Origin of the sequence: Streptomyces sp. NPDC058326 (assembly GCF_042879855.1) — a bacterium.
Classification (GTDB): domain Bacteria; phylum Actinomycetota; class Actinomycetes; order Streptomycetales; family Streptomycetaceae; genus Streptomyces.
On the sequence record NZ_JBHVZO010000009.1, the window covers coordinates 32,107 to 51,979 of the forward strand.

Consider the following 19,873-nt stretch of genomic DNA (forward strand, 5'->3'; position numbering starts at 1 on the left):
GCTCCTCGTTCCCCTGGACCACCATGCACCACACGCCCGACGAAACGTCCCGCCCGCCGCGGCGCCGCGTCCTGGGCCGCGGGCCGGGCGACGGGGAGGCGGAGGCGCCGCCGTCCGCCGCCGGGTCCGGGGCGCCGGTGGAGGCCGCCGGGTCCGGGGTGTCCGTGGAGGCCGCCGGGCCCGCGGAGGCCGGAGAAGCCGGGGTGACCTGCCCCGGGGCCGCTGCGGAGCGTGAGACGGGACGCGGGGCCGCGGCCCGGGCCGACGTCGCGGCGGAGCCGGTGGCCGTGGCCGTGGCCGGTTCCGGGGCCGCCGAGGGCGGTGACGGGCGGTTCACCGTGCGGCTCGCCAACTTCGAAGGACCCTTCGATCTGCTGCTCCAGCTGATCACCAAGCACCGGCTCGACGTCACCGAGGTCGCCCTCTCCCGGGTCACCGACGAGTTCATGGCCCACCTGCGCGCCCTCGGTCCCGACGGCGACCTCGACCAGACCACCGAGTTCCTCGTCGTCGCCGCCACCCTGCTCGACCTCAAGGCCGCCCGGCTGCTGCCGGCCGCCGAGGTGGAGGACGAGGCCGACCTCGCGCTCCTGGAGGCGCGCGACCTGCTCTTCGCCCGGCTCCTCCAGTACCGGGCGTACAAACGCGTCGCGGCGATCTTCGAGGAGCGCTGGGAGGCCGAGGGCCGCCGTCATCCCCGTACCGTCGGACTCGAACCGCACCACGCCGCCCTGCTCCCCGAGGTCGTCATCTCCCTCGGCGCCGAGGGATTCGCCCGGCTGGCCGCCAAGGCGATGCAGCCGAAGGCCGAGCCGCAGGTGTACGTCGACCACATCCACGCCCCGCTCGTCAGCGTCCGCGAGCAGGCCGCCGTGGTCGTCGCGCTGCTGCGGGGGCGCGGGACGGCGCTCTTCCGGGAGCTGATCGAGGACGCCGGCGACGACACCCTCACGGTCGTGGCCCGTTTCCTCGCCCTCCTGGAGCTCTACCGGGAGAAGGCCGTCGCCCTCGACCAGGAGACCGCCCTGGGGGACCTCACGGTCTCCTGGACCGGCGGGGAGGCGGACCCGTCCGCGGCCGTGACCGACGAATTCGACCAGGAGGCCACCGCGTGAGCGACCTCAAGCCCGCACTCGAAGCCGTCCTCATGGTCGTCGACGAGCCCGCCACCGAGGCCCATCTCGCCAAGGTCCTCGAGCGCCCGCCCCACGAGGTGGCCGATGCCCTGCGCGAGCTGGCCGACGAGTACACCGCCCAGGGCCGCGGATTCGAGCTGCGTCACGTGGCCGGCGGCTGGCGGTACTACACCCGCCCCGCGTACGCCCCGGCCGTCGAGGCCTTCGTCCTGGAGGGGCAGCAGGCCCGCCTCACCCAGGCGGCCCTGGAGACCCTGGCGGTCGTCGCGTACCGCCAGCCGGTCAGCCGTTCCCGGGTCTCCGCAGTCCGCGGGGTCAACTGCGACGGGGTGATGCGGACCCTCCTGCAGCGGGGTCTGGTGGAGGAGACGGGCGCGGAACCCGAAACAGGTGCGATCCTGTACAGGACGACGAACTATTTCCTGGAGCGGATGGGCCTGCGCGGCCTGGACGAGCTCCCCGAGCTCGCGCCCTTCCTCCCCGAGGCGGAGGCGGTCGAGCCGGACTCGCTCGAAGGGGTTCCGTCGTTCGATCCGGATGCACCGGATCGTGAGGACGACGACGACAAGACGGAAGTTTGATGCGAAGCAGCAGCGGCAGGAACAGCAGCGGAAACAACGGCGGGAGCCGTGGTGGCAACAGCGGCGGCCGCGGCGGCAGCAGCGGTGGCGGCCGTGGTGGCAGCGGCAGCGGCGGCGGTGGCGGCTACCGGGGCTCCGGTGGCGGCAGCGGCTCCGGTGGCGGTGGCTACCGGGGCGGCAGCGGCTCCGGTGGCGGCGGTGGCTACCGCGGTGGCAGCGGCTCCGGCGGCAGTGGCGGCGGCGGTGGCTACCGGGGTGCCGGTGGCGGCGGCCGGGACGACCAGCGCCCGAGCAACCCGCGCCGGCCTCGCCCCGAGGAGCGCTCCTACGACGTGAGCCCTCCCGCCGAGGCCCCCAAGAAGGGGCGCGGCTCCGCGGCCCGCGGCGGCGCCAAGGGTGGCCCCAAGGCCCCCCAGGGCGGTACGCCGCCCCGTCGCGGCCCGCACGGGCAGCGGCAGGCCCCGGCCCGTTCGCGCGAGCTCGACGCCAAGATCGAGCAGCGCAACCGGGAGCGGTACGAGGGCCGGCCGGAGATCAAGACCCCGAAGACCTTCCCCGGCGCCGAGCAGGAGGGCGAGCGGCTGCAGAAGGTCCTCGCGCGTGCCGGCATGGGCTCGCGGCGTGCCTGCGAGGAACTCATCGAGCAGGCCAGGGTCGAGGTCAACGGCGAGATCGTCCTGGAGCAGGGCAAGCGCGTCGACCCGGAGAAGGACGAGATCAAGGTGGACGGCCTGACCGTCGCCACCCAGTCGTACCTGTTCTTCGCGCTGAACAAGCCGGCCGGTGTCGTCTCCACCATGGAGGACCCGGACGGCCGCCAGTCGCTCGGTGACTACGTCAACAACCGTGAGACCCGGCTCTTCCACGTCGGCAGGCTCGACACGGAGACCGAGGGCATCATCCTGCTCACCAACCACGGTGAGCTGGCCCACCGCCTCACGCACCCGAAGTACGGCGTGAAGAAGACCTACCTGGCGGCCATCACCGGCCCGCTGCCCCGCGAGGTCGGCAAGCGGCTCAAGGACGGCATCCAGCTGGAGGACGGCTACGCCCGCGCCGACCACTTCCGCGTGGTCGAGCAGACCGGCAAGAACTACCTGGTCGAGGTCACGCTGCACGAGGGCCGCAAGCACATCGTGCGCCGCATGCTGGCCGAGGCGGGCTTCCCGGTCGAGAAGCTGGTCCGGACCGCGTTCGGCCCGATCGCGCTCGGCGACCAGAAGTCGGGCTGGCTGCGCCGGCTCACCAACACGGAGGTCGGCATGCTGATGAAGGAAGTCGGCATGTAAGGCCCCCGCTCCACGCGGCGAAGCCCGTGACCGTCCGGCGGTCACGGGCTTCGCCGTGTCCGGTCTCGCCGTGTTCGTGCCTCGCCGTGTTCCGGTCACGTTCCTTTCGGTCTTGTGGCCGAAGGTCGTCCCGCTTTATAGTCAGGGTGACTCTTAAGGAGGCGGGCGTGAGCCTCGCAGACGTACTCGCACCGTTGCAACAGCCCCTCTTCACCGTCCTGGACACCCCGGTCAGCTGGACCGAGGTCCTGGGATTCGGCAGCGGAGCGCTCTGCGTCTGGCTCGTCGCCCGCCAGCACCTCGCCAACTGGCCGATCGGCATCGCCAACAACCTGTTCTTCGTCCTGCTCTTCTCGCAGGCGGGGCTCTACGCCGACGCCGGCCTCCAGATCGTCTTCATCACCCTCGCCGTGTACGGCTGGTGGACCTGGACCCACGGGGGTGGACCAGGCTCCGACGCCCTCCCGGTGCGCCGCACCACGCGCACCGAGTGGACGTGGCTGCTCACCGCGGGGGTGGTGGGGACCCTCGCCCTCACCCTGCTGCTCGACCGCGCCACCGACTCCACCGTCCCCTTCTGGGACGCCCTGACCACCGCGCTCTCTCTCATGGCGACCTATGGCCAGTGCCGCAAGCGCGTCGAGTCCTGGTGGCTGTGGATCGCCGCCGACGTGGTCTACATACCGCTGTACGCCCACAAGGAGCTGTACCTCACCTCCCTGCTGTACGTCGGCTTCCTGACGCTCTGCGTCCTCGGCCTGCGCGGCTGGACCAAGGACCTCGGCGCCCGGCGCGCCCTCCCGGTGGAGGCGACGGCATGAAGCACGACGACACGGCGGGCGGCGGCACGAAGCACGACGACACGGCGGGCGGCGGCGTGAAGCGCTACGGACACGGGCTGGTCCTCGGCAAGTTCTATCCGCCGCACGCCGGCCACCACCACCTCGTCACCACCGCCCTCGACCGCTGCGAACGCCTCACCGTGCTCGTCTGCGCCTCCTCCGTGGAGTCCGTCCCGCTCGACGAACGCGTCGCCTGGATGCGCGAGATCCACCCCGAAGCCCTCGTCGTCGGCGCCGTCGACGACATCCCCGTCGACCTCCACGACCCGGACGTGTGGGACGCCCACATGGCCGTCTTCCGGGCCGCCGTGCCCGAGCCCGTCGACGCGGTCTTCACCTCGGAGCCGTACGGGGAGGAGCTCGCCCGCCGCTTCGGCGCCGACTCCGTGTGCGTCGACCCCGACCGCACCCGCTTCCCCGTCTCCGGCACAGCCGTCCGCGCCGACCCCGCCGGCTGCTGGGACTTCCTGGCACCGCCCGTGCGGGCCGCGCTCACCCGGCGGATCGTCGTCCTCGGCGCCGAGTCCACCGGCACCACCACCATGGCCCTCGCCCTCGCCGACCACTACCGGCGGCGCGGCGGAGTCTGGGCCCGCACCCGGTGCGTACCGGAGTACGGCCGCGAGTACAGCGAGCTCAAGCTCGCCGAACTCCGCGCCGAACGCCCCGAAGCGACCTGGGCCGACGTCACCTTCCACTCCTCCGACTTCCCCGTCATCGCCCAGCGGCAGGCCGAACTGGAGGAGGAGGCGGCCCGCGACGGCTCACCCGTGCTGTTCTGCGACACCGACGCCTTCGCCACCACCATCTGGCACGAGCGGTACATGGGCACCACCAGCGCCGCCACCGGTGAGATCGCCGCCCGAGGGCGGCAGCACCTCTGGCTCCTCACCGACCACCGGGGCGTCGACTTCGAGGACGACGGACTGCGCGACGGGGAACACCTCCGGCCCTGGATGACCGCCCGCTTCCTCACCCAGCTCGCCCACAGCGGCCGCCGTACGGCCGTTCTCAGCGGCCCCCACGAGGAACGGCTCGCGGCCGCCGTCGCCGCCGTGGACGCGCTGCTCGCCGAGGGGTGGCACCTCACCGACCCCCTGCCGGAGCGCCGATGACCGGACACCGCGTGCCCGAGGGCTACGACCCGCGCGCCTTCGAGCCCTTCGCCGTCACCGCCGACCTCGCCGTCCTCACCCTCCGCGAGGAGCGCCTCCACGTCCTGCTCGTCGAGCGCGGCCAGGAGCCGTACGCCGGATCCTGGGCGCTCCCCGGCGGATTCGTGCTGCCGCGCGAGTCCGCCGAGCGGGCAGCCCGCCGCGAACTCGCCGAGGAGACCGGCCTCTCCGAGGCCACCGTCGCCGGACTCCACCTCGAACAGCTCCGCACCTACAGCGAGCCGGACCGCGACCCCAGGATGCGGGTCGTCTCCGTCGCCTTCACCGCGCTCGTCCCCGACCCTCCCGAGCCCCGGGGCGGCGGCGACGCGGCCCAGGCGCGGTGGCTGCCGTACGACACCGTCCGGGGTCTCGCCTTCGACCACGACCGGATCCTCGCCGACGCCCATGAACGGGTCGGCGCCAAGCTGGAGTACACCTGCCTCGCGACCGCCTTCTGCCCGCCCGAGTTCACCCTCGGCGAGCTGCGGCAGGTCTACGAGACGGTCTGGGGCGTCGAACTCGACCGCCCCAACTTCCGGCGCAAGGTCCTCACCACGCCCGGCTTCGTCCAGGCCGTGGCAGGACCTCCGCGCCTCACCGGCGGACGGGGGAAACCGGCCGCTCTCTACCGGGCGGGCGGGGCCACCACCCTCCACCCGCCCCTCCTGCGACCGGAAGGACGCCCCGTATGAACCTCACACGCACCGCGACCAAGCAGGCCGCGACCGGCTCCCTGATCGGGCTGGCGCTCGGCGACGCGCTGGGCTTCCCGACCGAGTTCAACGACGTCCCGTCGATCCTCGCGAAGACCGGCCCCTGGCGTGAGATGGCGCTGCCCGTCCGTGACGGCACGGCGTACGTCACCGACGACACCCAGATGGCCCTCGCCTTCGCCCGGGGCATCCGTACCGCCATGGACCGCGGAGTGCTCGCCCCGGAGCGACTCGCCGGGCCCGTACGGGAGGAGTTCATCGACTGGTACCGCTCCCCGGAGAACAACCGCGCCCCCGGCAACACCTGCCTCAGCGCCTGCCGGCTCCTGATGCTCGACACGCCCTGGCAGGACGCCAGCCAGATCGGCTCCAAGGGCTGCGGCGCCAACATGCGCGTCACCCCCATCGGGCTCGTCCCCGGTCTGAGCGAGGAGCAGCGGGCGGGCGCCGCGCAGCTCCAGGCCGCCCTCACCCACGGCCACCCCACCGCGCTCGCCGCCTCCGACCTCACCGCCCGCGCCGTGTACCTCCTCGCCCAGGGCGTGGAGCCCGCCGGACTCGTCGGGCAGCTGCGCTCGTACGCGTACGACAACCGTTCCCGCTACCACGAGCACTGGCTCGGCGACCTCTGGACCCGCTCCCAGGACCCCTCCGCCCTCTCGTTCGTCCAGCGAGGCTGGGACGAGTGCCTGGCGATCCTGGAGCGCCTGGACGCCGTCCAGCGCACCGCCGACCCGGAGCTCGACCCCTGCACGTACACCGGTGACGGCTGGATCGCCGAGGAAGCCCTTGCGACCGGGCTCCTCTGCTTCCTCCTCTTCCCCGAGCAGCCCCTCACCGTGCTGCGCCGCGCCGCCTGCACCCGTGGTGACTCCGACTCCATCGCCGCCCTCGCGGGAGCGTTCGCCGGCGCCCACCTCGGCGCCGACGCCTGGCCGAAGGAGTGGGCGGAGCGCGTCGAGTACCGGAGCGACCTGCTGACCCTCGGCGCGCTCTGGGACGCTTGATCCATGACGCTCTCCCCGGATTCCGCGCTCGACGCCGACCTCGCCGCCGTCGGGCGCTGCTCACGGGCATCCACCTGATGCGTTCGGGCGAGGTGCAGGCGCATCTGCCGGCCCTGGTCGTGGAGGTGGCCGAGGCGTCCGCCCGGCTGCCCGACCTCGTCGTACGGGCCCGGCGGGACGTTCTCTAGAGCGGGTGGAGGGCGGAGGCGCGGCGCGCGCGGATCAGGAAGTCCTGCACGCGCGCGTGGTCCGGCACGGCCGGGAGCGGGGTCGTGTCGTGGGCGCGGTCCGCCTCCTCCTGGAGGCGGTCCATCCAGGACTCGACCTCCTTCCAGGAGACCTCGCCGCGCTTGACCGTGAGGAGACGCTCGCGCTCCTCGCCGACGTCGATCCGGAGCTCGCCCGTGCGCAGCAGGTCGCGGCAGCTGGTCAGCAGCCGCAGCAGGTGCATGGCGTGCTTCCAGCGCGGATGGCCGTACTGGCGCACGTCCGCGTCGAGCTTGCGGCGCTGGCCCCCGGCGTAACGGACGAAGGTCTGATGGGCCTGCCGGGAGAGGAAGGCCCCGCGCAGTGCGAGGAGTTCACGGCCGAGCTCGTCGACGTGCGTGACCAGGGGGGAGTGGAGGCACTCCAGGACGTTCGGGTTGTTGCGCAGGGCCAGCTCGCAGAATCGTTCCAGCTCCCAGCTGAACTGCTCCTCGCCGGGCCCCTCCACATGCGCGGGGGGCTTCTCGAAATGCCAGAACAGCGGCGTCGGGGCGAGATAGACGCCCCGGACGTCCGTGTCGCTGTCCTCGGTCGCGAGACCGAAGGCACGCGAGCCCATGACGCAGGAGTAGATCGTGTGTTGGCGCACCAGGTCGTCCGGAGTCATGCGGGTCATGCGGGTCAGGCTACGCGAGAGTGATCGTGTCCCCGGATACGGTGATCCGCTCGGCCGGGAGCGGGCGGGTGGCGGGCCCGTTCGCCACCGCACCGTCGGCGATACGGAACTTGGAACCGTGGCAGGGACAGTCGATGGTGCCGTCCGCGACCTTGTTCACCGTGCAGCCCTGATGGGTACAGATCGCGGAGAAGGCCTTGAACTCCCCAGCCGCGGGCTGCGTGACGACCACCTTCTCCTTCGCGAAGACCATGCCCCCGCCGACCGGGATCTCGGAGGTGCCGGCAAGCCGGGCGCCGGCGGCGGGAGAGGAGGCCGCGGCCGAGGGGGACCCGGGGGAGGGTGACGCCGGCGAGGCGGACGTGGCGGGCGGGGCGCTCGGCGTGGCCGGGGTGTCGGTGCTCGTACCGCCGTCACCCCCACCGTCCGAGCCGCAGCCCGTCGTCAGGGCCGCGGCGGCGAACAGGACGGTACGGCGAGGGGTGGCGCGTGAAGTCATGCCGCCAGCTTGGCCGCGCGGCGCACCAGGGTCCCGCAACACGCCTGCACCCGGCGCCCGGCTCCCCCACACGGCCGTCCCGGCCGCCCCCTACGCCGAGTGGCGGAACACCCCGGTTCGGGTGACATTGAGCCTGTCTCGAACCGGACGAAAGGCAGGACCATGGCGGGAAACGACCTCGGCAGTCTCCTCGGCGGCCTCCTCGGCGGCACCGGCGGACAGAGCGGCGGTGCCGGCAGCCTCCTCGGCTCCCTGCTCGGTGCCCTCGCCGGCGGCAAGAGCACGGGCGCCGGCGGCGCGAACCCGCTCGGCGGGCTCCTCGACATGCTCACGAAGTCGGGCCTCACCGACCAGACGCAGTCCTGGGTCGGCACCGGTGAGAACAAGCCCGTCAGCGGCGCACAGATCGCCGAGGCCCTCTCCGACGGCACCCTCCAGAAGGTCGCGGCCGACGCCGGCGTCAGCCCGCAGGAGGCGGCCGACCGGATCGCGCAGACGCTGCCGGAGGCCGTCGACAAGCTGACCCCGAACGGCTCGGTGCCCCAGGGCTCCCTCGAGGACATCATCCGCGAGCAGCGGCTCTGACCGCCCCAGGGGGCATGTCCGGCCGTCCGTCCTCCGTCTCGGAGGGCGGGCGCCGCCGCGCGCGGCCCCCGCCCCTGACTAGGCTGAACGGAGCACTGAACGCAGGCGAAGGAGCACGACGTGGCGGTACGAGCGGTCCGAGGAGCCGTCCAGCTGGAGCGGGACGAGGCCGGACACATGCGCGAGCAGGTCGAGGAGCTGCTCACCGCCGTCCTCGCGCGCAACGACCTCACCGCCGACGACCTCATCAGCATCTGGTTCACGGCCACGCCCGACCTCCACAGCGACTTCCCCGCCGCCGCGGCCCGGGACATCGGGATCGTGGACGTCCCCCTGATCTGCGCACAGGAGCTCGACATCGAAGGGGCGATGCCGAGAGTCGTCCGGCTCCTCGCCCACGTCGAGACCGATCTTCCCAAGTCCCGCATCGCGCACGTCTACCTCGGCGCCGCGGCCGCCCTCCGCAAGGACATCGCCCAGTGAGAACAGCGCTCGTCATCGGCACCGGACTGATCGGCACCTCCGCCGCGATCGCCCTCGCGGGCCGGGGCGTCACCGTCCACCTGCGCGACCACGACCCGGAGCGCGCCCGCACGGCCGCCGCGCTCGGCGCGGGCACCGACGAGGCGCCCGAGGGGCCTGTGGACCTCGCGATCGTCGCCGTCCCCCCGGCCCACGTGGCCGCCACACTCGCCGAGGCCATGACCGCCGGGCTCGCCCGCGGCTACCTGGACGTGGCCAGCGTCAAGGGCGGCCCCAAGCGGGAGCTGGAGGCACTGGGCCTCGACCTCACGGCGTACATCGGTACGCATCCGATGTCCGGCAAGGAACGCTCCGGCCCGCTCGCGGCGACCGCCGACCTCTTCGAGGGACGTCCCTGGGTCCTCACCCCCACGCGGGACACCGACACCGAGGTCCTGAACCTCGCGCTCGAGCTCGTCGCCCTCTGCCGGGCCGTGCCCGTTGTCATGGACGCCGACGCCCACGACCGGGCGGTCGCCCTCGTCTCGCACACTCCGCAGCTGGTGTCGTCGATGGTCGCCGCGCGCCTTGAGGACGCCGACGAGTCGGCCGTACGCCTCTGCGGGCAGGGCATCCGGGACGTCACCCGGATCGCCGCCTCCGACCCGCGCATGTGGGTCGAGATCCTCTCCGCCAATCCCGGCCCCGTCGCCGACGTCCTCTCCGGCGTGGCCGCCGACCTCGACGAGACCGTCCGCGCCCTGCGCTCCCTGCAGTCCGCCGACGAGGACAAGCGCCGGGACGGCGCCTCGGGCGTCGAGGACGTCCTGCGGCGCGGCAACGCCGGACGGTCGCGCGTCCCGGGCAAGCACGGTGCGGCCCCCACGGTGTACGAGACCGTCGCCGTCCTCATCAGCGACCGGCCGGGCGAGCTCGCCCGCATCTTCGCCGACGCGGGCCGGGCGGGGGTCAACATCGAGGACGTCCGCATCGAGCACGCGACCGGGCAGCAGGCGGGCCTTGTCCAGCTGATGGTGGAACCGTCGGCGGCGCCGGGGCTGGGGGCGGCCCTCCAGGAACGAGGCTGGTCCCTCCGCACGAGCTGACTCCGCCCACGGCGGTCCCCCCACCGCACGGCGGGTGCCGCCGCCCTGCGGCGGTGCCTCCGTCCCACGGTGGGGCCTCCGTCCCACGGTGGGGCCTCCGTCCCACGGTGGGGCCTCCGTCCCACGGTGGGGCCTCCGTCCCGCCGGGGCGGTGCCCCCGCCACCCCGCGTTGTGGCCATCTGCCCCGCCGGGGCGGCACCCACCCTTGGCGTCCCCGCTGCCCCTCGTTGTGGGCATCTGTTCCGCTGGGGCGGAACGGGTGGGCACAACGGACGGCGCCCCTTGCCGGGCCCAGGCTTCCGCGCCTGAACCCGCACCCCGAGCGCGGCGCACCTGGTGGTGCGGGTCCAGGTACAAGGGGCGGAGGCGCCCGCCGAAGGGCGCCGTCCCGTGTGCCCACCCGTCCCGCCCTGCGGGACGATTGCCCACACGGCGGTGGGGGTGGGCGGAGTGCGGTTGCCCACGCGGGGGTGGGGTGGGTGGATGCGCGGGCGTTGCCCACACGGGGGCGGGTGCGTGGGCGGTTGAGCCCACGAGGGGGTGAGCCGTGGGCGGCTGCCCACACGGGTGGCGGGCCGGGCGGCCGGCGCCGCTGGGCGGGCACCGCCCCAGCGGGACAGGCAGGGTGGCCGGCCCCGTGCAAGGCACGCCGGTGGCGGCGTTCCGGGGCCGCACCGGGTGGGTGGCCGGGCCGTGGGACGGGCGGCTCGGGGGCGCTGGGCCGAACGGGTGCCGGGGACTCGGTAACCTTGTGGTGGCCCCCCGCATCTCCGCCGGGTCCCGCCACTCACCCAGGAAGGTGTTCCCACCGTGGAATCCGTGATCGTCGCCATTGACGGGCCCTCCGGCACGGGCAAGTCCAGCACCTCCAAGGCGGTCGCCGCCAAGCTGGGGCTGAGCTACCTCGACACCGGCGCCCAGTACCGGGCGATCACCTGGTGGATGATCAGCAACGGCGTGGACGTGGCCGACGCCGAGGCCGTCGCCAACGCCGCCTCCAAGCCGGTCATCGTCTCCGGCACCGACCCGTCCCGCCCCACCATCACCGTCGACGGAGCGGACGCCGCGGGCCCCATCCGTACGGAGGAGGTCACCTCCAAGGTCAGCGCCGTCAGCGCCGTCCCCGAGGTGCGGGCGCTCATCACCGACCTCCAGCGGACCATCGCCAAGGGCGCGGAGCAGGGCATCGTCGTCGAGGGCCGGGACATCGGCACCACCGTCCTGCCCGACGCCGACCTGAAGATCTTCCTCACCGCCTCGCCCGAGGCCCGCGCCGCCCGCCGCTCCGGTGAGCTCAAGGGCGTCGACGTGCGCGCGACGCAGGAGGCCCTGATCAAGCGGGACGCGGCCGACTCCAGCCGCAAGACCTCCCCGCTGGCCAAGGCCGGCGACGCCGTGGAGGTCGACACCACCGAGCTGACCCTCGACCAGGTCATCGAGTGCGTCGTCACCCTCGTGGAGGAGAAGCGGGCGGGCGCCAAGTGACCCTGCCCTCCGAGAAGGGCGCCGCCGTCGGCCGACGCATCGGCATCGGGCTGATGTACGGCTTCTGGAAGCCGCGCGTCCTCGGCGCCTGGCGGGTGCCGGCCTCCGGCCCCGTCATCCTCGCCGTCAACCACGCGCACAACATCGACGGCCCCATGCTCATGGGCACCGCCCCCCGCCCCGTGCACTTCCTCATCAAGAAGGAAGCCTTCGTCGGGCCCCTCGGGCCCTTCCTGGAAGGCATCGGGCAGGTCAAGGTCGACCGCGACAGCACCGACCGGAACGCGATAGGCAACGCCCTGGGCGTCCTGGAGCAGGGCGGCGTCCTCGGGATCTTCCCCGAGGGCACCCGGGGCGACGGAGACTTCGCCTCGCTCCGCGCGGGTCTGGCGTACTTCGCCGTCCGCAGCGGCGCGCCGATCGTCCCGGTCGCCGTCCTGGGAAGCACCGAGCGCCGGGGACGGTTGGTCAAGGCACTGCCTCCGTTGCGCGGTCGTGTCGACGTCGTCTTCGGGGACGCCTTCGAGGCGGGCGACGGCTCCGGCCGCCGCACCCGCAAGGCGCTGGACGAGGCCACCGTACGGATCCAGGGGAATCTCACCGACCACCTGGAAAACGCCAGGCGCCTCACCGGGCGCTGAGCGAGACTTTCAGTAGTGGGCCCCGCGGCCCGGGGACCCACCGACCACGAATGATCAAGGAACGGACTTCATGAACGACCAGCACGACCACGGAGCACTTGGCGACGCCGAGTACGCGGAGTTCATGGAGCTCGCCTCGGAAGAGGGCTTCGACGTCGAAGAGGTCGAGGGCGCGATCGAGGAGGCCGGCCACGGCCCGCTCCCCGTCCTCGCCGTCGTCGGCCGCCCGAACGTCGGCAAGTCGACCCTGGTGAACCGCATCATCGGCCGCCGTGAGGCCGTCGTCGAGGACAAGCCGGGCGTCACCCGCGACCGCGTCACCTACGAGGCCGAATGGGCCGGGCGCCGCTTCAAGGTCGTCGACACCGGCGGCTGGGAGCAGGACGTCCTCGGCATCGACGCCTCCGTCGCCGCCCAGGCCGAGTACGCCATCGAGGCCGCCGACGCCTGCCTCTTCGTCGTGGACGCCACCGTCGGTGCCACCGACACCGACGAGGCCGTCGTCAAGCTGCTCCGCCGTGCGGGGAAGCCGGTTGTCCTCGCCGCCAACAAGGTCGACGGCCAGTCCGGCGAGGCCGACGCCGCCATGCTCTGGTCCCTGGGCCTCGGTGAGCCGTTCCCCGTCTCCTCGCTGCACGGCCGCGGCACCGGCGACCTCCTCGACGAGGTCCTGAAGAAGCTGCCCGAGGCCCCCGAGCAGCGCTTCGGCAACGCGGTGGGCGGCCCGCGCCGCATCGCCCTCATCGGCCGCCCGAACGTGGGCAAGTCCTCCCTGCTCAACAAGGTGGCGAACGAGGACCGCGTCGTCGTCAACGAGCTGGCCGGCACCACCCGCGACCCGGTCGACGAGCTGATCGAGCTCGGCGGCGTGACGTGGAAGTTCGTCGACACCGCCGGTATCCGCAAGAAGGTCCACCTCCAGGAGGGCGCCGACTACTACGCCTCCCTGCGGACGGCAGCCGCCGTCGAGAAGGCCGAGGTGGCCGTCATCCTCATCGACACCACCGACAACATCTCGGTCCAGGACCAGCGCATCATCACGATGGCGGTCGAGTCGGGCCGCGCCATCGTCATCGCCTACAACAAGTGGGACGAGCTCGACGAGGAGCGCCGCTACTACCTCGAGCGCGAGATCGAGACCGAGATGCAGCAGGTCGCCTGGGCGCCCCGGGTCAACGTCTCCGCCAAGACCGGCCGCCACATGGAGAAGCTGGTCCCGGCCATCGAGACCGCGCTCGCCGGCTGGGAGACCCGCGTCCCCACCGGCCGGCTCAACGCCTTCCTCGGTGAGATCGTCGCGGCCCACCCGCACCCGATCCGCGGCGGCAAGCAGCCCCGCATCCTCTTCGGTACGCAGGCGGGCACCAAGCCGCCCCGGTTCGTGCTCTTCGCCTCGGGCTTCCTCGAGGCCGGCTACCGGCGCTTCATCGAGCGCCGTCTCCGTGAGGAGTTCGGCTTCGAGGGCACGCCGATCCACATCTCGGTGCGGGTGCGCGAGAAGCGCGGCCGCAAGAAGTAGCAGCCACGAGGTGGCACACGGCTGAGGGCCGGAGCGTTCAGCTCCGGCCCTCAGCCGTGTCCCCCCGTACCGCCTAGAAGCCCCTGCGGGGCCCCGGCGGCAGCGCCGCCTGCGTCTGCGTCGGGGGGTGCTGCGACGCAGACCACGCCGTCGGATACGCCGACGCGTAGCGGTGTCCCTGCCCGTGTCCGTAGACGCCCGTGCTCACCGTCGTACCGAAGGCCCGGAAGGTCAGTTCCTCCTCGCCGCTGCGGTCACCCGGCAGCGTGCGGAACGACCTGCGGTACTCCGAGTACAGGGCGTCGTAGATCGGCGTGGGCGAAGCGCCCGCCGTGACGTCCTGCGCGGGGCGCATCGAAGGGATCTGACTCGGATACGGCTGGGGGAGGGAGTCGTATGGGTGCACGTAGGTGCCAACGACCCCGCCGCCCGTCGGATGCGGGCGGCTGTCCGAATGGGCTGCCCGCCGGGGACGCGGCACGGTCGGGGCCACCGGCCCCGCAGGACCCGCCGGCACGCCGGTGACCCGCGCCCACCCTATGCCCGGCCGGGAGGCGTCCATCAGGTACCGGCCAGCGGCATCGCGGCGGCGACCAGGCGCCCGTTCGCCGCGGCCTTCTCCAGCGCGTCGCGCAGCAGGTCCTCACGCGGCTGCTGACCGATCGAGCCCACCGGGGCCGCGAAGACCAGCACCGTGTGCGACTTGTTGGCCGCCGCGCGCCAGCCCTCCGTGACCTGGAGCGGCTGGTGCGCCTGCCACCAGGCGGCCTGACCGGCGCCGTTCGGGCCCGGCTGGAGGACGGAGTGCAGCTGGCCCATGGCGACCAGGACCGACCAGCCCGGCAGCGCAGCCGGACGCTCGTTCAGGTTCATGACCTGCTGGAATCCCTGCTCGGTCAGGAGCGAGAGGAACTCGTCGGTGAGACCGTCGGAACCCGGCCGGGCGACCGGGGCGGTCGGCTCCACGACGAGCGCCGGGTGCAGCTCGCCGTCGATCAGGACGAGACCGCTGGTGACGCCGAGCACGGCCTGCTCGGGGTGGGCGGCGGAGAGGGCGTCGGCGGCGTCCGACGCGGTGATCGAGGCGACGGCGCCCTGGAGCTGCTCCTCCGCGACCCGGACGACCTGCGACGGGATGCAGCTGGCGTGGGCGAACGCGAGGACCGCCGTCTCCTCGCCGACGAACAGCACCGTGCTGGTGCGCTCCTGCTCGGAGTCGCCCGGCGTGCGGCAGGAGGTGCAGTCGTAGCTGCCCGGGGCGTTGTCGCCGGCGAGCAGCCGGTCCGCTTCTTCGTCGCCGATCTCGGCGCGTACGTCCTCGCTGACGTCGAGCATGCGCGGCACGGGGGGCTCCCTGGACTCGGTACGGGCGGACGCCGGGCCGTTCCCGGTCGTCTCATGCCGAGTTCAACGGGTCAGGCTCGGCCGGGGTCACGCGCGGAAGCGAGGCAAGTTGCCACCGGCTCGTGCGGCGGGGCCGGTGACTCCGACCGGGTGGGATGTGAACAGCGTTCCGCGCGGCACGGACCGGGGGCGCCGGGTGGCTGCCTAGCCTGCCCCGATGTCGAAGATCCGATTTTGGACGACCGGTTCCCTCGTGGCGGCGTCCGCCGCCGCGCTGCTGACTCTCGCCCCGGCGCCCGCCTCGGCGCGGGACGTGCCGGTGGGGGCCCGGGACGCGTCCGCCGTGCTGCGGGACGTGTCCGACGGGCTGCGCACGGCCGCCGCCGTGCCCACGTACGCCTGTGCGAAGGACCAGTGGCCGTGGGGCTGCGTCGCCGAGTGCGAGAGCAGCGGCCGCTGGCACATCAACACCGGGAACGGCTTCTACGGCGGACTCCAGTTCTGGCACCCGACCTGGGTCGAGCACGGCGGACTGAAGTACGCCCCCCGCGCCGACCTGGCGACCCGCCCGCAGCAGATCGCCGTCGCGGAGGAGGTCCTCCGCACCCAGGGGTGGGGGGCCTGGCCGGTCTGCTCCAAGCGGTACGGGCTGAGCGGTCGCGTCCACACCGTCCAGCCCGGTGACACGCTCAGCTCGATCGCCCGCCGCTTCGGCGTCAAGGGCGGCTGGCAGGCGCTGTACGCGGCGAACCGCGACCTGATCGGGGCCGATCCGAACCGGATCGTCGTCGGGACCATGCTGCGGTTCCACCCGCTCTGAGGCGTCCTCAGCCGGGCGCGGCCGGTCCGGCGCGCTCGGCCGCCTCCCCGCTGAACGCGAGGGAGCCGCGCCGCAGCTCGTGCACCAGCGAGCCGGGCGGCAGCCCGTCCGGTACGCGCTGCTCCGCCAGGACCACCGCGGCCCCGCCCTCCAGGGCGAGCGCCGCGAGCCTCCGGTACGTACGGGCCGCGACCGGCGCGGCCAGGCCGAGCGACGGCTCGTCGACCAGCACCACGCGCGCGGGTGCCGCGAGGAGGGCGCGGGAGAGGGCCAGCATGCGGCGCTCGCCGCCGGAGAGCGTTCCGGCTGTCCGGGACAGCAGGGGGACGAGTTCCGGGTACGGGGGAGCGGCCCGGGATGTGCTCGGGGGCCCGGTAGCGGCCACGGCCAGCGCGAGGTTCTCGGCGACGGTGAGGTGCGCGTACACCGCCTCCAGATCCGGTACGTAGCACAACCCCCGGCGCGCCCGGTCGTGGGCCGGCAGACGGGTCACGTCGGCGCCGCGCCACACGACCCGGCCCGCGGAGAGGCACACGGTGCCCGCGAGGGCGCGCAGGACCGTCGTACGTCCCGAGCCGTTGCGGCCCAGGAGGACGGTGACCGTACCGGCCGGCACGGGCAGGTCCAGGCCGTGCAAGGCCTCCAGGGGGCCGTAGCGGACCCGGGCGGCGCTCAGGGCGATCTCGACGCTCATGACACGATCCGGCCGCCTTCCATGGTGTGCACCGTGTCGGCGATCCCCGCGACGAGGTCCAGGTCGTGCTCGACGACCAGGACCGTCAGGCCGTCGGCGGCAAGGGCGGCGAGGATCCGGGCCAGCGCGGCCGTCTCGGCGGCGTCCAGACCGGCGGCGGGCTCGTCGAGCAGCAGCGTGTGCGGCTGCCCGGCGAGCGCGCGGGCCAGCTCGACCCGGCGCAGCGTCCCGGTGGGCAGCTCCGCCGCCGTCTCGTGCCGTACGGGCCCGGCGAGCCCGAGCAGCCGCAGGCTGCGCTCGACGGCGGCCGGGTCGTTGCGGACATGGCCCTGCTCCTCGCCGAGGCGGACGTTCTCCTCGACGGTGAGCGAGGGGAAGACGGCGAGTCGCTGGAAGGTCCGCGCGATGCCGAGGCGGGTTCTGGCGTGGGCCGTGCGGGAGGTGATGTCGGTTCCGCCGAGCGTGATCCGCCCCCGGTGGGGGCGGAGGGCGCCGGCGAGACAGTCGAAGAGGGTGGACTTGCCGGCGCCGTTGGGGCCGATGAGGGCGGTGATGCGGGAGGGGGCGAGGTCGAGGGTGACGTCGTCGAGGGCGGTGAGCCCTCCGGGGTAGGTGAGGGTGAGATGGTGGGCGCGGAGGGTCGGGACCGGTGGGGGCACGTCGCCGGGTGCGGGCCGGCGGAGGCGCGTCCGTCCTCCGGCCGGATGGGCCCCGGCCGCACCACCCGAACCACTGGTCGAAAGAGGTGCGGGCTCTCCCGTGGGCGGCGCGGCGCCGCCGGCGGCCGGCGGCGGGCCGGACGGACGACGGTCGACCGTCCGGACCGGCCGGATCCCCCTCGGCCCCGTCGGACCCGGCGCGGCCGGCCGGCTTGTCCCCGGTGCTCTCGTGTCCGGCCGTCCTCCCTGCGGCAGCAGGTTCGTCAGGGGCGGGACACGGCCCGTGAAGGCGGCCAGGAGACCGAGCAGAGCGGCCGCCGTGCCCGCGTACGGGCCCGCGTCCAGGGTGACCAGGAGGGCGGCCGCGGCCATCGGGGTGAGGAGGCTGTCGGCGCCGAGGACCAGGACCGCCGCACACCAGAGCAGGCCGCGCACCGGGTCGTACGCCTCCGGGTCGAAGGCGCGCAGGCCCATGCCGAGGAGTCCGCCGCCGAGGGCGGCGAGGGCCGCGCCCAGGACGAAGGCGAGGAGCTTGAGACGGGGGACGGCGACGCCCGCCGCCTCCGCGCCCGGCTCGTGGTCCCGCAGCGCGGCGAGCGCGCGGCCCGTGCGGCCCCGACGGAGCGCCGCCACCAGGGCCAGGCAGCCCGCGAGGACGAGGAGTTCGAGGGCGTAGAAGGCGCGGTCGTCGGAGAAGCCCGCCGGACGGCCGAGGGAGAGGCCCGCCGTCGCGTACGGCTGGGTGAGGACGAAGCGGCTCACCGCCACCCCGGTCGCCAGGGTCACGAGCGCCAGGGCGAGGCCGTGCCGCCGGATCGCCGGCCGGCCGGTCAGCAGGCCCACGACGGCCACCAGCGGCACCGCGAGGCCGAGCGCCACAAGGCCGGGCACCCCGCGTGCCGTCAGGAGCGCAGTGAACAGGGCGCCCAGGCCCGCGTACGCCGCCTGCCCCAGCGCGATCTGGCCTCCCCGCCCCGCGACCACCACGAGGGACAGCAGGACCACCGACAGCGCGGGCACCTGGATCGCCGTGCGCAGGTCCGATCCGGCGAAGCCGAGCGGGAGGAGGAACAGGACACCGACGACGACCCACACTCCTCCCGGCACCCGCCCGGAGCGCACCGGGGGTGGCAGCGCGTCCACGCCCTTGCCACCGATCCCCGGCAGCACGAGTGCCGCGACCAGGAGCGCCACCACGAACAGGTTCGCCCCCACGGCCTGGAGCAGCGGGCCCGCCCAGCCCTCCGGATGCAGCCGGGTCAGCTGGGCCTGGGCCACGCCGATGACGAGCGCGGCCGCCACCGCGACCGGCAGCGACCGCATCCGGGCGATGACCGCGACCGCGATCACCTCGATGACAAGCAGCGGCATCCCGTACGGGTCGAGCCGCACGTACGGGGTGAGCAGGACCCCGGTGAGGCCGGCGGTGAACGAGCCGAACGCCCAGCCGGCCGCCGCGACCCGGTCCGCGTCGATCCCGGAGAGCACCGCGAGCGGCCGGTTGTCGACGACGGCCCGCAGTTCCCGCCCGAACCGCGTCCACCGGGTCACCGCCCCCACCAGACACGCGAGCGCGACCACCGCTCCGAGCTGCGCCCAGGGGTCGTCGCCGAGGAGGACCGGCGCGTCGTCCCGGGCTCCCGGTCCCCAGAGCAGCACCGCCGCGCCGACGAGCAGGACGAAGACGCCGACGGAGGCCACCAGCGACTGCGCCGGGTTCGCCCCGCGCCGGGCGAGGGGCCGGAACACCGCGCGGTCCAGGACGAGACCGATGCCGGGGGCGACCACCAGGAGGGTCAGGAGGGCGGCGGGGAGCAGCGGCCAGCCGCCGTCGACCACCAGCTGGCGCAGCACGTACGCGCAGAACATGGCCACGGCGCCGTGCGCCAGGTTCAGCACGCCGGTCGTCCGGTGGGTGACGATCAGGCCGATCCCGGTGAGCGCGGCGGCGCTGCCGACCGCGAGGCCGGCGAGCGTCAGCTCGTACGTCAGGGAGGCCACGGCTCACACACCGGACAGGGCCTCAGGGACGGGTCTCCGGCCGCCTCCACGGCCGTCTCCCTGCCCGCGACGAGCGGGCAGTCAGGCCGGTGCGCGAGGGCCCCGCCCGGGACGCGGAGCGGCGGGCCGTCGGAGGAGGGGGCCGGGGACGGCGGGGAGGGTTCCTCCGCCACGCGCGGCTCGGCAGGGCGTACGGGAAGCGCGTACGCCGCGACGACGAGCACCGCTCCCGCCACGATCAGCGCCGCCCCCGGCACCGTGCACGAGGCCAGATAGGGCAGCTGCCGCTCCGCGAACCGCTCGCCGGAGATCCCGTACCAGCCGAGTACGCACAGGACGGCGCCCCCGACGGCCGCCACGAGACCGCTCCACAGCAGGATCCGGGATGTCGGCACGGAGCCTCCCTCGCCTCTTCCTCGCACTATGCCCGATCTTGCGCCATGCCCCCA

General features: G+C 73.8%; 21 protein-coding genes and 1 pseudogene. 15 read left to right on the plus strand and 7 right to left on the minus strand.

The window, feature by feature from the left end; translation table 11 throughout:
• Window positions 1–23: 23 nt before the first annotated feature.
• From ACFVYX_RS18210 to ACFVYX_RS18245, 8 genes and pseudogenes are all read left to right on the plus strand, one after another.
• A complete protein-coding gene (locus ACFVYX_RS18210; RefSeq protein ID WP_389682384.1) occupies window positions 24–1,115 on the plus strand; it encodes a segregation and condensation protein A in 1,092 nt (363 codons plus the stop codon).
• Window positions 1,116–1,147: 32 nt separating this feature from the next.
• A complete protein-coding gene (scpB, locus tag ACFVYX_RS18215; protein ID WP_389682596.1) occupies window positions 1,148–1,717 on the plus strand; it encodes an SMC-Scp complex subunit ScpB in 570 nt (189 codons plus the stop codon).
• Window positions 1,717–3,006: a pseudouridine synthase gene (locus ACFVYX_RS18220; RefSeq protein ID WP_389682385.1), complete on the plus strand. Its 1,290-nt coding sequence runs from the start codon at window positions 1,717–1,719 to the stop codon at window positions 3,004–3,006. Before scpB ends, ACFVYX_RS18220 begins: the two co-directional genes overlap by 1 nt.
• Before the next feature lie 167 nt (window positions 3,007–3,173).
• Window positions 3,174–3,827, plus strand: a complete 654-nt coding sequence (gene pnuC, locus ACFVYX_RS18225; RefSeq protein WP_389682386.1) for a nicotinamide riboside transporter PnuC — start codon at window positions 3,174–3,176, stop codon at window positions 3,825–3,827.
• Between the two features lie 56 nt (window positions 3,828–3,883).
• Complete coding sequence (locus ACFVYX_RS18230; protein ID WP_389682597.1) at window positions 3,884–4,963, plus strand: AAA family ATPase; 1,080 nt, start codon at window positions 3,884–3,886, stop codon at window positions 4,961–4,963.
• Complete coding sequence (locus tag ACFVYX_RS18235) at window positions 4,960–5,697, plus strand: NUDIX domain-containing protein (RefSeq protein WP_389682387.1); 738 nt, start codon at window positions 4,960–4,962, stop codon at window positions 5,695–5,697. The genes ACFVYX_RS18230 and ACFVYX_RS18235 overlap by 4 nt, the downstream gene beginning before the upstream one ends.
• Complete coding sequence (locus ACFVYX_RS18240; protein ID WP_389682388.1) at window positions 5,694–6,725, plus strand: ADP-ribosylglycohydrolase family protein; 1,032 nt, start codon at window positions 5,694–5,696, stop codon at window positions 6,723–6,725. The genes ACFVYX_RS18235 and ACFVYX_RS18240 overlap by 4 nt, the downstream gene beginning before the upstream one ends.
• A gap of 50 nt (window positions 6,726–6,775) precedes the next feature.
• Window positions 6,776–6,886 (plus strand): annotated as a pseudogene (locus tag ACFVYX_RS18245) (nucleotidyltransferase domain-containing protein); the annotation flags it as partial.
• A gap of 23 nt (window positions 6,887–6,909) precedes the next feature.
• Here ACFVYX_RS18245 and ACFVYX_RS18250 read toward each other — a convergent pair.
• Both ACFVYX_RS18250 and ACFVYX_RS18255 read right to left on the minus strand, forming a co-directional pair.
• The gene (locus tag ACFVYX_RS18250; RefSeq protein ID WP_389682598.1) at window positions 6,910–7,599 is read right to left on the minus strand and encodes a DNA polymerase beta superfamily protein; all 690 of its coding nucleotides are present in this window, start codon (window positions 7,597–7,599) and stop codon (window positions 6,910–6,912) included.
• A 19-nt stretch (window positions 7,600–7,618) separates the two neighbouring features.
• Window positions 7,619–8,107 carry a Rieske (2Fe-2S) protein gene (locus tag ACFVYX_RS18255; protein WP_389682389.1) on the minus strand — a complete coding sequence of 163 codons (489 nt, stop codon included), beginning with the start codon at window positions 8,105–8,107 and terminating at the stop codon, window positions 7,619–7,621.
• A gap of 162 nt (window positions 8,108–8,269) precedes the next feature.
• On the opposite strand from ACFVYX_RS18255, the gene ACFVYX_RS18260 reads away from it, so the two are divergent.
• From ACFVYX_RS18260 to der, 6 genes are all read left to right on the plus strand, one after another.
• The gene (locus ACFVYX_RS18260) at window positions 8,270–8,692 is read left to right on the plus strand and encodes a YidB family protein (RefSeq protein WP_389682390.1); all 423 of its coding nucleotides are present in this window, start codon (window positions 8,270–8,272) and stop codon (window positions 8,690–8,692) included.
• 120 nt (window positions 8,693–8,812) lie between these two features.
• On the plus strand, window positions 8,813–9,175 hold the full coding sequence (gene aroH, locus ACFVYX_RS18265) for a chorismate mutase (protein ID WP_389682391.1): 363 nt from the start codon (window positions 8,813–8,815) through the stop codon (window positions 9,173–9,175).
• The gene (locus ACFVYX_RS18270; RefSeq protein WP_389682392.1) at window positions 9,172–10,260 is read left to right on the plus strand and encodes a prephenate dehydrogenase; all 1,089 of its coding nucleotides are present in this window, start codon (window positions 9,172–9,174) and stop codon (window positions 10,258–10,260) included. The genes aroH and ACFVYX_RS18270 overlap by 4 nt, the downstream gene beginning before the upstream one ends.
• 811 nt (window positions 10,261–11,071) lie before the next feature.
• Window positions 11,072–11,746 (plus strand): (d)CMP kinase, encoded by a 675-nt coding sequence (cmk, locus tag ACFVYX_RS18275; protein WP_389682393.1) that lies wholly within the window; start codon window positions 11,072–11,074, stop codon window positions 11,744–11,746.
• Entirely contained in the window at window positions 11,701–12,387 is a 687-nt protein-coding gene (locus ACFVYX_RS18280; RefSeq protein WP_389682394.1) for a lysophospholipid acyltransferase family protein, read from the plus strand. Before cmk ends, ACFVYX_RS18280 begins: the two co-directional genes overlap by 46 nt.
• Window positions 12,388–12,457: 70 nt before the next feature.
• Window positions 12,458–13,906, plus strand: coding sequence for a ribosome biogenesis GTPase Der (gene der / locus ACFVYX_RS18285; RefSeq protein ID WP_389682395.1), 1,449 nt, complete (start codon window positions 12,458–12,460; stop codon window positions 13,904–13,906).
• Window positions 13,907–13,979: 73 nt separating this feature from the next.
• On the opposite strand, the gene ACFVYX_RS18290 is transcribed toward der, so the two are convergent.
• A complete protein-coding gene (locus ACFVYX_RS18290) occupies window positions 13,980–14,312 on the minus strand; it encodes a hypothetical protein (RefSeq protein WP_389682396.1) in 333 nt (110 codons plus the stop codon).
• A 155-nt stretch (window positions 14,313–14,467) separates the two neighbouring features.
• Window positions 14,468–15,250, minus strand: coding sequence for a hypothetical protein (locus ACFVYX_RS18295; RefSeq protein ID WP_389682397.1), 783 nt, complete (start codon window positions 15,248–15,250; stop codon window positions 14,468–14,470).
• Window positions 15,251–15,467: 217 nt separating this feature from the next.
• On the opposite strand from ACFVYX_RS18295, the gene ACFVYX_RS18300 reads away from it, so the two are divergent.
• Complete coding sequence (locus ACFVYX_RS18300; protein WP_389682398.1) at window positions 15,468–16,070, plus strand: transglycosylase family protein; 603 nt, start codon at window positions 15,468–15,470, stop codon at window positions 16,068–16,070.
• A gap of 7 nt (window positions 16,071–16,077) precedes the next feature.
• Here ACFVYX_RS18300 and ACFVYX_RS18305 read toward each other — a convergent pair whose 3' ends face one another.
• The 3 genes from ACFVYX_RS18305 to ACFVYX_RS18315 are packed head-to-tail and all read right to left on the minus strand — an operon-like array spanning window position 16,078 to window position 19,819.
• Window positions 16,078–16,764: an ATP-binding cassette domain-containing protein gene (locus tag ACFVYX_RS18305; protein ID WP_389682399.1), complete on the minus strand. Its 687-nt coding sequence runs from the start codon at window positions 16,762–16,764 to the stop codon at window positions 16,078–16,080.
• On the minus strand, window positions 16,761–19,424 hold the full coding sequence (locus ACFVYX_RS18310; protein ID WP_389682400.1) for an ATP-binding cassette domain-containing protein: 2,664 nt from the start codon (window positions 19,422–19,424) through the stop codon (window positions 16,761–16,763). The genes ACFVYX_RS18305 and ACFVYX_RS18310 overlap by 4 nt, the downstream gene beginning before the upstream one ends.
• Window positions 19,412–19,819: a hypothetical protein gene (locus tag ACFVYX_RS18315; protein WP_389682401.1), complete on the minus strand. Its 408-nt coding sequence runs from the start codon at window positions 19,817–19,819 to the stop codon at window positions 19,412–19,414. The genes ACFVYX_RS18310 and ACFVYX_RS18315 overlap by 13 nt, the downstream gene beginning before the upstream one ends.
• Window positions 19,820–19,873 lie beyond the last annotated feature (54 nt).

Coding starts and splice junctions, on each gene's coding strand:
- ACFVYX_RS18235 (WP_389682387.1), top strand. CDS start 4,960: ATGACCGGACACCGCGTGCCCGAGGGCTACGACCCGCGCGCCTTCGAG.
- ACFVYX_RS18255 (WP_389682389.1), bottom strand. CDS start 8,107: ATGACTTCACGCGCCACCCCTCGCCGTACCGTCCTGTTCGCCGCCGCG.
- der (WP_389682395.1), top strand. CDS start 12,458: ATGAACGACCAGCACGACCACGGAGCACTTGGCGACGCCGAGTACGCG.
- ACFVYX_RS18240 (WP_389682388.1), top strand. CDS start 5,694: ATGAACCTCACACGCACCGCGACCAAGCAGGCCGCGACCGGCTCCCTG.
- ACFVYX_RS18210 (WP_389682384.1), top strand. CDS start 24: ATGCACCACACGCCCGACGAAACGTCCCGCCCGCCGCGGCGCCGCGTC.
- ACFVYX_RS18300 (WP_389682398.1), top strand. CDS start 15,468: ATGTCGAAGATCCGATTTTGGACGACCGGTTCCCTCGTGGCGGCGTCC.
- ACFVYX_RS18260 (WP_389682390.1), top strand. CDS start 8,270: ATGGCGGGAAACGACCTCGGCAGTCTCCTCGGCGGCCTCCTCGGCGGC.
- scpB (WP_389682596.1), top strand. CDS start 1,148: ATGGTCGTCGACGAGCCCGCCACCGAGGCCCATCTCGCCAAGGTCCTC.
- ACFVYX_RS18305 (WP_389682399.1), bottom strand. CDS start 16,764: ATGAGCGTCGAGATCGCCCTGAGCGCCGCCCGGGTCCGCTACGGCCCC.
- ACFVYX_RS18220 (WP_389682385.1), top strand. CDS start 1,717: ATGCGAAGCAGCAGCGGCAGGAACAGCAGCGGAAACAACGGCGGGAGC.
- ACFVYX_RS18250 (WP_389682598.1), bottom strand. CDS start 7,599: ATGACTCCGGACGACCTGGTGCGCCAACACACGATCTACTCCTGCGTC.